At 68.0% G+C, this 9,192-nt stretch carries 14 protein-coding genes; 11 read left to right on the forward strand and 3 right to left on the reverse strand.

Going from position 1 to position 9,192, the window contains the following annotated elements:
- Positions 1 to 156 precede the first annotated feature (156 nt).
- The 6 genes from pqqA to idi all read left to right on the forward strand — a co-directional run bounded on the left by pqqA (position 157) and on the right by idi (position 3,963).
- Positions 157 to 255 carry a pyrroloquinoline quinone precursor peptide PqqA gene (gene pqqA / locus GEV28_RS27655; RefSeq protein ID WP_291415221.1) on the forward strand — a complete coding sequence of 33 codons (99 nt, stop codon included), beginning with the start codon at positions 157 to 159 and terminating at the stop codon, positions 253 to 255.
- Between the two features lie 88 nt (positions 256 to 343).
- Complete coding sequence (gene pqqC / locus GEV28_RS27660) at positions 344 to 1,051, forward strand: pyrroloquinoline-quinone synthase PqqC (protein WP_291415222.1); 708 nt, start codon at positions 344 to 346, stop codon at positions 1,049 to 1,051.
- A 3-nt stretch (positions 1,052 to 1,054) separates the two neighbouring features.
- Entirely contained in the window at positions 1,055 to 1,312 is a 258-nt protein-coding gene (pqqD, locus tag GEV28_RS27665) for a pyrroloquinoline quinone biosynthesis peptide chaperone PqqD (RefSeq protein ID WP_291415224.1), read from the forward strand.
- Positions 1,303 to 2,442, forward strand: coding sequence for a pyrroloquinoline quinone biosynthesis protein PqqE (gene pqqE, locus GEV28_RS27670; RefSeq protein ID WP_291415225.1), 1,140 nt, complete (start codon positions 1,303 to 1,305; stop codon positions 2,440 to 2,442). The genes pqqD and pqqE overlap by 10 nt, the downstream gene beginning before the upstream one ends.
- Entirely contained in the window at positions 2,439 to 3,329 is an 891-nt protein-coding gene (gene pqqB / locus GEV28_RS27675) for a pyrroloquinoline quinone biosynthesis protein PqqB (RefSeq protein WP_291415227.1), read from the forward strand. The genes pqqE and pqqB overlap by 4 nt, the downstream gene beginning before the upstream one ends.
- A 58-nt stretch (positions 3,330 to 3,387) precedes the next feature.
- On the forward strand, positions 3,388 to 3,963 hold the full coding sequence (gene idi / locus GEV28_RS27680; RefSeq protein ID WP_291415229.1) for an isopentenyl-diphosphate Delta-isomerase: 576 nt from the start codon (positions 3,388 to 3,390) through the stop codon (positions 3,961 to 3,963).
- Here idi and GEV28_RS27685 read toward each other — a convergent pair.
- Positions 3,882 to 4,088 (reverse strand): nicotinamide mononucleotide transporter, encoded by a 207-nt coding sequence (locus GEV28_RS27685; RefSeq protein WP_291415231.1) that lies wholly within the window; start codon positions 4,086 to 4,088, stop codon positions 3,882 to 3,884. The genes idi and GEV28_RS27685 overlap by 82 nt on opposite strands.
- A 5-nt stretch (positions 4,089 to 4,093) precedes the next feature.
- Entirely contained in the window at positions 4,094 to 4,204 is a 111-nt protein-coding gene (locus GEV28_RS27690) for a nicotinamide mononucleotide transporter (protein ID WP_291415233.1), read from the reverse strand.
- Positions 4,205 to 4,301: 97 nt separating this feature from the next.
- Between GEV28_RS27690 and GEV28_RS27695 the strand changes: the two genes are divergently transcribed.
- Positions 4,302 to 4,949 carry an SRPBCC family protein gene (locus GEV28_RS27695; RefSeq protein WP_291415235.1) on the forward strand — a complete coding sequence of 216 codons (648 nt, stop codon included), beginning with the start codon at positions 4,302 to 4,304 and terminating at the stop codon, positions 4,947 to 4,949.
- Between the two features lie 251 nt (positions 4,950 to 5,200).
- Entirely contained in the window at positions 5,201 to 6,175 is a 975-nt protein-coding gene (locus GEV28_RS27700; protein WP_291415246.1) for an FAD-dependent oxidoreductase, read from the forward strand.
- Here GEV28_RS27700 and GEV28_RS27705 read toward each other — a convergent pair.
- Positions 6,134 to 6,496, reverse strand: coding sequence for an MmcQ/YjbR family DNA-binding protein (locus GEV28_RS27705; protein ID WP_291415236.1), 363 nt, complete (start codon positions 6,494 to 6,496; stop codon positions 6,134 to 6,136). The genes GEV28_RS27700 and GEV28_RS27705 overlap by 42 nt on opposite strands.
- Before the next feature lie 119 nt (positions 6,497 to 6,615).
- Between GEV28_RS27705 and GEV28_RS27710 the strand changes: the two genes are divergently transcribed.
- The 3 genes from GEV28_RS27710 (at position 6,616) to GEV28_RS27720 (ending at position 9,099) form a co-directional block, all read left to right on the forward strand.
- Complete coding sequence (locus GEV28_RS27710) at positions 6,616 to 7,722, forward strand: hypothetical protein (protein ID WP_291415238.1); 1,107 nt, start codon at positions 6,616 to 6,618, stop codon at positions 7,720 to 7,722.
- Positions 7,723 to 8,150: 428 nt separating this feature from the next.
- On the forward strand, positions 8,151 to 8,462 hold the full coding sequence (locus GEV28_RS27715) for a hypothetical protein (protein ID WP_291415240.1): 312 nt from the start codon (positions 8,151 to 8,153) through the stop codon (positions 8,460 to 8,462).
- On the forward strand, positions 8,443 to 9,099 hold the full coding sequence (locus GEV28_RS27720; RefSeq protein ID WP_291415241.1) for a zinc ribbon domain-containing protein: 657 nt from the start codon (positions 8,443 to 8,445) through the stop codon (positions 9,097 to 9,099). Before GEV28_RS27715 ends, GEV28_RS27720 begins: the two co-directional genes overlap by 20 nt.
- The last annotated feature ends 93 nt before the right edge of the window (positions 9,100 to 9,192 follow it).

The following is a 9,192-nucleotide window of genomic DNA, read 5'->3' on the forward strand; positions in this document are numbered from 1 at the left end:
CTAGTCCACTGTGGACGGGCAGGTTTCGCTTGCACGGTGCCATCATGCCGGTTCGAGGCCGTTGTCAGTGGCCCTCGACCATTTTCGTGGGATCTTCGGTGTGACTGTCGATACCCTGGAGTCGCAAGGTCACTCTCGTCGAACCTTGGAGGGAACATGAACGACTCCACCCAGCTCGAGGTCTGGACCACCCCCGACTTCGTGGAATACGAGACGCCGATGGAGGTCACGGCCTACGCGGCGCGGATGGACTGACGTTCGTAGTCCTGTCCGGCGCCGGGGGCCGGGCGCCCGACGGTCCCCGCGCGCCGGTCGCGAGCTCGCACACATCGGAGGTGTCAGCGTGTCCGACCCGAGTGTTCCGCGCAGTCCCGACGAGCTCGTCGCCGCGTTGCGTGGCCTGTCGCACCGGTACTGGGGGACCCATCCGTTCCACCACCGCATGCACGCCGGCGAGCTCTCCGAGCGCGAGCTGCGGGTGTGGGCCGCCAACCGGTGGTACTACCAGTGCGTGCTGCCGCGGAAGGACGCGGCGATCATCAGCAACTGCCCGGTGCCGGACGTGCGTCGCGGTTGGCTGGACCGGATCGTCTACCACGACGGCACGGCCGACGGGGACGGCGAGAGTGGCCGGGAGCGCTGGCTGCGGCTGTGCGAGGCGGTCGGGCTCACCCGGGCCGAGGTGCTCGACGAGCGGCGCGTGGTGCCGGGTGTCCGGTTCGCCGTCGACGCCTACGTCACGTTCGCGCGGACCAAGCCGTGGGTCGAGGCGGTCGCGTCCGGGCTCACCGAGATGTTCTCCGGACACCTGATGCAGCGCCGGGTGGGTGACATGCTCGCCAACTACGACTGGATCCGGCGCGACGACCTCGCCTACTTCACCGACCGGATCGAGGCCGTGTCCGGCGAAGGAGAGTCCACTTTGGACATCGTGGTGCGCTACTGCGGCACGCGTGAGCAGCAGGACAAGGCGATCGCCGCGTTGTCGTTCAAGTGCGACGTGCTCTGGTCGATGCTCGACGCCATCGAGCGCGCAGCCGCGAAGGAGTAGGCCGTGCCCGGAAAGCCTCGCCTGCGCCGGGGAGTCCGGCTCACCTTCGACAAGACCAGGGACACGCACGTGCTGCTGTTCCCCGAGGGCGTCCTGGTGCCCAACGCCACCGCGGCCGCCGTGCTGGAGCTGTGCGACGGCTCCTCGGACGTCACCGAGATCGCGGCGAAGCTCGGCACCCGGTTCAGCGGCGTGCGGCCCGAGGACGTCACGAACGTGTTGGCCCGACTGGAGGACCGGAGGGTCGTCGAATGGACGTGACCGAAGACCTGCCCGCGGGGTCGGGCGTCAGCGCCGTCGAGCCGCCGCTCGGCATGCTGGCCGAGCTGACCCACCGCTGCCCGCTGCACTGCCCCTACTGCTCGAACCCCGTCGAGCTGGCGGCGAAACGCGACGAGCTGACCACGTCGCGGTGGCTCGATGTGCTCGACGCCGCGCGGGACATCGGTGTGCTGCAGGTGCACATGTCCGGCGGGGAGCCGTTGCTGCGCCCCGACCTGCCAGAGCTGGTCGGGCGCGCGTCGGACCTGGGCTGCTACGTGAATCTGGTGACGAGCGGGCTGGGCCTCACCGCGGCCCGCCTGTCGGAGCTGGCGGAGCGCGGGCTCGCCCACGTGCAGCTGTCGGTGCAGGGCGCGGACGCCGCGCGGGCCGACAAGATCGCCGGCGCCAAGGCGCATGCCCGCAAGATCGACGCGGCCGCCGTGGTGACGTCGCTGGACCTGCCGTTGAGTGTGAACGTGGTGCTGCACAAGGCGAACCACGACCAGGTCGGGGCGCTCATCGAGCTGGCCGAGCAGATGGGCGCGGACCGGCTGGAGCTGGCCAACACCCAGTACTACGGCTGGGCGCTGCGCAACCGCACCGCGCTCATGCCCACCCCGGCGCAGCTCGCCGACGCCGAGCCGATCGTGCGCGCCGCGTCCGCGCGGCTGCGCGGCCGCATGGAGATCGTCTACGTGGTGGCCGACTACTACGAGGAGTTCCCGAAGCCGTGCATGTACGGCTGGGGCGCGCGGCAGCTGACCGTGGCTCCGAACGGCGACGTGCTGCCGTGCCCGGCCGCGTCGGTGATCACCACATTGCCGGTGGAGAACGTGACGCGCCGGTCGTTGAAGGAGATCTGGTACGAGTCGGAGTCGTTCAACGCCTACCGCGGAGACGGGTGGATGCGCGACCCGTGCCGCACGTGTGACCGCCGGTCGGTCGACTTCGGCGGCTGCCGCTGCCAGGCGTTCATGCTCACCGGCGACGCGGCGGCGACCGACCCGGTGTGCTCGCGCTCGCCGAACCGCTCGGTGGTGGACGGGATCCTGGTCAGCGAGGCCGCCCTCCAGGCCACGGCCGGGGTGCCGGAGTTCGTCATGCGCGCGCCCACGGTGGTGCGGTGAAGGTCCGGCTGCTGGGCACGGCGGCCGGTGGCGGGTTCCCGCAGTGGAACTGTGCCTGCCGCCTGTGCTCGGCCTGCCGTTCCGGCTCGCCCGAGGTTCCGCCGCGAAGTCAGGACTGCCTCGCGATCAGTCCTGATGGGACGGTCTGGTACCTGGTCAACGCCTCGCCGGACATCCGGGCGCAGGTGATCGCCGCGCCTTCGCTGGCGCCAGGTCCGGGGCCGCGGGACACGCCGCTGCGCGGTGCGCTGCTCACCGACGCCGAGCTCGACCACACGCTGGGGTTGATGCTGCTGCGCGAGGGCGGCGGGTTGTCGGTGTGGGCGCCGGGGGCGGTGCTGCACGCGCTGGGGGAGCGGTTTCCCGTCCGCGACACCGTCGCTCGCTACGGTGACTGGCGGTGGGAGCCGGCGGGTGCGCCGCTCGACGGCTTGTCCGTGTCGGTGCTCGGCGTCAGCGACAAGCGGCCCAAGTACGCCCGCGACTCCACTGTGGACGGTCCGTGGGTGGTGGCGTACCGGTTCGATGATCCCGCCACGGGTGGTGCGCTGGTGTACGCGCCGTGCCTGGCCACGTGGCCGGCGGGCTTCGACGAGCTCGTCGCCGGCGCGAGCTGCGTGCTGCTCGACGGCACGTTCTTCTCCGCCCGCGAGATGACCGGCACCGGCACGAGCACTGCCGCTCAGCACGCGATGGGCCATGTCCCGATCGACGGTCCCGACGGCAGCCTCGCCCGGATCCGGTCGTTGGCCACGTCCGGCACCCGGTGGATGTACACGCACCTGAACAACACGAACCCGGTCCTCGACCGCCGCTCGCCGGAGTACAGGCAGGTGGTCGCGGCCGGGGTGGAGGTGCCGGTGGACGGGACGACCTTGGACCTGTGAGACGCCGGTCCGGGCGGCCAGGCATTCTTGACCCCTGCCGTCTTCGAGGGGAGTCGCGATGGAACGGGTGGTTCTGCTCGACGAGCAGGGACGGGGGATCGGCACCGCGGACAAGGCGACCGTGCACCACCGGGACACCCCGCTGCACCTGGCGTTCTCCTGTTATGTGTTCGACTCCGCGGGCGCGCTGCTGGTCACCCGGCGGGCACGGGCGAAGAAGACGTGGCCCGGGGTGGTGACGAACTCCTGCTGCGGCCATCCCGCGCCGGACGAGCCGTTCGTCGGTGCGGTGACCCGCCGGCTGAGTGCCGAGCTGGGCCTGGCGGTGCCGTCGATCGACCTGCTGCTGCCGCGGTTCCGGTACCGGGCGGTGATGGACAACGGCGTGGTCGAGAACGAGCTGTGCCCTGTGTTCCGCGCGGTCAGCGACGACGTGCCACGGCTTTCGCCCGCGGAGGTGGACGAGTTCGGCTGGGTGTCCTGGCCGTTGTTCGTGAGCCTCGTGGTCGGTGGGGAGCTGGCGGTGTCGCCGTGGTGCCGCGAGCAGGTGGATCAGCTTGCGGCGCTGGGTCCGGACCCGCTCGGCTGGCCGGTGGCCTCGTCGGCGGAGCTGCCCCCGGCGGCGGTGCGGTAGGTGGCGAGCCAGCTCCGCAGGCCGAGCACGCAGAGCGCGAGGAACCCGACGTAGAGCACGGCGGTCAGCCAGAGCTCCTTGTCGGCGTAGAGCGGCACGTAGATCAGGTCGGCCGTGATCCACAACGCGGTCAGAACAGGACGAGGAACGTGATGTTGTTGGCGATGCCGACCGGCCAGTTCCAGACGTTCTGCCGGGCGACGAGCAAGACGCACAGCGCTCCCGGGCCGAACCCGATCACCTCGACCGAGCTTACCGCACCCCAGAAGAATTGACTTATATAAGCCCACATCGATAGGTTGCGCGAGCCCCGTTCACCAGACCACGAGGAGAGCCCCATGATCGATGTCGCCCACCAGATCAACGCGGTGCGCCGGCGGGTGAGCTCGCGGGTGTTCGAGGCGGGAGAGGCACGGGTGGTCACGGTCAGCCAGGTGTACGACACGGAGCCGGAGGACCTGTGGGACGCGTGCACGGACGCCTCGCGGATCCCGAGGTGGTTCCTGCCGGTGTCGGGTGAGCTCCGGCTCGGTGGCCGGTACCAGCTCGAGGGCAACGCGGCCGGCACGGTCGAGCGGTGCGACCCGCCGAAGAGCTTCTTCGCGACGTGGGAGTACGGCGACGAGACCAGCTGGATCGAGGTCCGGATCGTCCCCGAGTCGGCGGACAAGTCGCGTCTGGAGGTCGAGCACATCGCCCACGTCGACGACGAGCGCTGGGCCCAGTTCGGCCCCGGTGCCGTCGGTGTCGGGTGGGACATGATCCTGCTGGGTCTCGCCCTGCACCTCACTCCTGGGCCGAAGCTCGCCCCGGAGGAGGCCATGGCCTGGCAGATCTCCGAGGAGGGCCGCACCTTCGCGACGGAGAGCAGCAACCGCTGGTACGAGGCCAACATGGCCGCCGGCGAACCCGAGGAGGCGGCCCGAGCGGCCGCCGACCGCACAACGGCCGCGTACACCGCCCAGCCCGATCTCCCCACGACCTGACCGACGCCCAGGCACCGGCCGCTCGCGCTGCCATCCCGCCGGACGGCGGTGAAGTACCGCCCGTTGCCCGACCGCGGGCTGCCGTCGCCGGCCCGAGATGGGCGACCCGCTGTTGCCCGGCGGTGTCGACACCGCCCGCGTCGCCCAATCGTCAACACCGGTGGATTCCTGGATCGTGGTTGCTCGTCGTACCTCCCTTGTGTCCGGCGGAGCCAAGGCTGAGCCGGCGCTATCGTGGCTCGGTGAGTCGTATGGAGCAGGCACTGGTGATCGGCGCCGGGGTGAGCGGGCTGACCACCGCCGCCTGCCTGGCCGAGGCGGGTTGGGTGGTTCAGGTGTGGTCGGCCGAACCGCCGCGGGAGACCACCTCGGTGGTCGCGGGAGCGCTCTGGGGTCCCTCCTTCCAGGAGCCCATGGCCAAGACCATGAGCTGGACCGATCAGTCCCTCGTCGACTTCGTGGCACTCGCAGAGGACCCGGCCACCGGCGTGCGCATGGCTCCGTCGCTGACCGTCGGCGACCTGCCGGCCGACGGCGAGATGCCACCGCAGGCCCGTTCGATCCCCGACCTCCGTCCGTGCCGGCCGGACGAGGTGCCGGACGGTTTCACCGGTGGGTTCCGCGCCACGATGCCGCTCGTCGACATGCCCCGGTACCTCGACCACCTCGTCGCCCGGCTGGCCGACGCGGGTGTCGAGATCCAGGAGCGCACCGTCACCTCGCTCGCCGAGGCGGCCGACGTCGCGCCCGTGGTGGTGAACTGCACGGGCCTCGGCGCCCGCGAGCTCCTCGGCGACACCGAGCTGCAGCCGGTGTTCGGGCAGCACGTCGTGCTCACCAACCCGGGCCTCGACATGCTTGTGATGGAGCTCGCGATGACCGCGGAGTGGACCAGCTACTTCCCGCACCCCGAGCGCGTGGTGTGCGGCGGGATCAGCGTGCCCGGTCGGACCGACCGAACCCCGGACCCGGACGTGACCGAGCGGATCCTCACCCGTGTCCGCGCGATCGAGCCGCGGCTGCACGACGCCGAGGTGATCGAGGTCGTGACCGGACTGCGCCCCGCTCGTTCGGCGGTGCGGGTGGAGGTCGAGCGGCTCGGCAGCGCCTGGTGCGTCCACAACTACGGGCACGGCGGCAACGGCGTCAGCCTGTCCTGGGGCTGCGCGCGCGAGGCGACCGCGTCAGCCGTCCAGCTGCGCGACGAGACGGCCGGGCGCCTGTAATCGGTACGCGTCGGTGATGAGCTCGCGTATCTCGGCCCAGTCGACCTCGCCGACGTCGAGCCGCACCCCGACCCACCCCCTCGCGCCCAGGTATGCCGGCACGTAGAACCGCGTTGGGTCCGAGCGGATCAGCGCGTCCTGCTCGCCGGCCGCGGCCTTGAGTGCGACCCCGACGATGCCGTCGCCGTGGTGGTCGTCGAGGAAGTAGCCGAACGTCTTCTTGCGGACGGCAAGGGTGAGGTGCGGGTCGCCGGCGGCCGAGGCCTCGGGCAGGTCGGCGACGATGGCGGTCACGCGCCGGCGGAGCGGGGTGCTGTCCATGGGTTCGAAGGTAGCTCGCGAGGCCGACGAAATCCGCCCCGAATCGAACATGTGGGCGAAGATCACTCGACCGTGTGATGTAGTTTGACAGGGCCTCGAACATGTGTTCGACTGTGATCGTGCGATGGGACAGCCAGCGTGTCGACCAGCAAGGACAGCAAACCCTGCCGGGCCTGCCCGGCCTGATCCGCAGTGTCCGGACCCCGGAGTTCGCGGACATGGTCTTCCACGAGGTGCACGCCAGATCGGTGCTCAACAAGGTGCCCGGCCGGTCGCCGATGCCGTTCCGCTGGACGATCAACCCGTACCGCGGGTGCAGCCACGCCTGCCGGTACTGCCTCGCGGGCGAAACGCCGATCCTCACGGCCGACGGGCGCACCCGACCACTCGCCGAGCTCACTGTGGGCGACGAGATCTACGGCACCGAGCGGCAGGGCAACCGGCGCAGGTATGTCACCACCCGGGTGCTCGCGCACTGGTCCACGGTCAAGCCCGCCTACCGGCTCACCCTGCGCGACGGCACCCAGCTCATCGCGAGCGGCGACCACCGGTTCCTCACCGACCGCGGCTGGCGCTACATCGCCGAGAGCCAGGAGCGGCGCCGGGCTGTGCTGGCCACCGGCGACAAGCTCGTCGGCACCGGCGGGTTCGCCGCCGCGCCGAAGGGCCGGGTCGACTACCGGTGCGGCTACCTGCTGGGCATCGCGGGCGGCCACGACGACCCCGACGACCCGCGCGTGCTCGACCGGGCGCGGGAATACCTCACCGGTGCCGAGTCGATCAGCCTGCCCATCGAGCGACCTCTCGTGCCGAGCGAGGAGTGGCACAAGGGGTTCCTGGCCGGCGTGTTCGACGTCGACGGTGAGTTCGCCCGGGGCTACCTGCGGGTGGCTCGCACCGGGCGGGCCAACATCAGCATGATCAGCGACGCGTTGCTGCGCCTGGACTTCCGGTTCGCGCTCGAGGACCTGGGCCTGCGCAGCGGCGTGCAGCGGATCCGGCTGGCCGGCGGGCTGCCCGAGCACCTGCGGTTCCTGCACACGGTCGACCCGGCCCGCACCGGCGACGGTGAGCTCGCCGGCGTCGCGCTCCGGGCCGCCGCCCGGCTCGGCATCGAGACGGTGGAGCCGCTGGGGCTGGAGATGCCGCTGTTCGACATCACCACCGGCACCGGCGACTTCATCGCCAACGGCGTGGTCAGCCACAACTGTTCATGTTCACTGTGACAGCACACACCTAGCGGGCTACCATCAGCCCAGGTGAGGAGTCATGATGAGCAGTGCTCGAAGCGCGACATGGGAGGATATCGACATAAACGATATCTTCCCTGACGCTCTGTCTGCGGACAGGGCTTATCTCGTTAATAGGGACGAGTCATGTCAACCTTGCGTGTTCTATTTCCGCAAGTCCGTTGGTGACGATTTCGCTACTCAGATCCTCCGTTGCCTGCAATACGCCAGGCAGGCAAACCTACGCCTTGACACAACTGTGGGGAATCAAGGTGTCTACTTCGACGACGACAAGTCGGCCTCAAAAGACATAGAGCGTCCGGGCTACGACAAGCTCATGTCCGATGTCATTTCGGGCAACTTTGACTGGGCGATTCGTAATCGTGCGAGATCAGGACAGGCTAAGCCGTAAAGAGCTGTCGGTCATGGAGGACTACCACGCAACGGCAGAGTTGTGCAAGGTTCGCACTTTTGATTCATCTGGGCGGGAAATCAAGGATGATGTAACAACGGGCGTTATAGCCGTGCTCGCCCGTGCTGAATCCAAGATTATTGCTCATCGGCAACGTGGACGTAAAGAGTTTCGGGCTATTGAAGGTTTGCCCCCTGCAAGTCGAGTCCGACGTATTGGCTACACGCTTGGCTACAAACAAATCGTGTGGGAAGAGGCCAAGGGTACTGCGACGCGCACGCAAAAAGGTCGTTGCCGGTCAATCATTGTCGGGCATCTGCGCTGAATTGCGCGAGTTGGGGATTGCTAAACAAAGCGGCAAGCCATACCTGGTTGCCGACATTAGTCGGCTGTTGCGTGCTCCCGAATATGCCGGGCTACGTTCCTTTAGTCGTGACATGGAGGTCGAAGGGGTGATTGTCCCCAAAGGTCACCCCGTAGCTAAAGGTAAATGGCCTAAGATCTTTACGGAGAATGAGTACTATGAACTAGCGGACGTTTTGTCTGAGAATGAGTCGTGGGCGACGGACAAGGCGCCTAAACATCTATTGACTGGAATCCTCGTATGTGATGAATGCGGCACGAAGATGGCTCATGGGCATAAGTACGGCAAGCCGCATAAGGATGGAACCAAGACAAAGCACTATGTCTATCGATGCCAGAAACAACGTGGTGGTTGTGGCAGGGTGTCTAGGAACCGAGATGCCCTAGAGAAGTTCATGCTTGGCTTGACCTACAAAGCTATTAGGCGACTGCCGGCTGTCAAAGAGAAGGTCGTTGACGCAACCGCAGACGAGATAGTGCGACTAGCGAATAAGATAGTCGAAGCAAAGCAAGCCTACAAAGATGACAAGATTGATATTGCGGAGTTCGTAGGTGTCCATTCACGGGTAGGTCCTGACCTGCGCGGCGTGGTGACTTGATCTTGGGTGCTGGTGTGTGGATCATGGTGTGGTGTTCACCGGTCGGCGTCCGTCCTATGAGGATCTTGTTGCGGAGAACGGTGAGCTCCGGTC

It is taken from the genome of Actinophytocola sp. (assembly GCF_009379765.1).
Taxonomy (GTDB): Bacteria; Actinomycetota; Actinomycetes; order Mycobacteriales; family Pseudonocardiaceae; genus Actinophytocola.

Excerpts from the sequence above, each read along its gene's own strand:
- pqqA (WP_291415221.1), top strand. The coding sequence starts at position 157 with ATGAACGACTCCACCCAGCTCGAGGTCTGGACCACCCCCGACTTCGTG.
- pqqE (WP_291415225.1), top strand. The coding sequence starts at position 1,303 with ATGGACGTGACCGAAGACCTGCCCGCGGGGTCGGGCGTCAGCGCCGTC.
- idi (WP_291415229.1), top strand. The coding sequence starts at position 3,388 with ATGGAACGGGTGGTTCTGCTCGACGAGCAGGGACGGGGGATCGGCACC.
- GEV28_RS27695 (WP_291415235.1), top strand. The coding sequence starts at position 4,302 with ATGATCGATGTCGCCCACCAGATCAACGCGGTGCGCCGGCGGGTGAGC.
- GEV28_RS27700 (WP_291415246.1), top strand. The coding sequence starts at position 5,201 with ATGGAGCAGGCACTGGTGATCGGCGCCGGGGTGAGCGGGCTGACCACC.
- GEV28_RS27705 (WP_291415236.1), bottom strand. The coding sequence starts at position 6,496 with ATGGACAGCACCCCGCTCCGCCGGCGCGTGACCGCCATCGTCGCCGAC.
- GEV28_RS27715 (WP_291415240.1), top strand. The coding sequence starts at position 8,151 with ATGGAGGACTACCACGCAACGGCAGAGTTGTGCAAGGTTCGCACTTTT.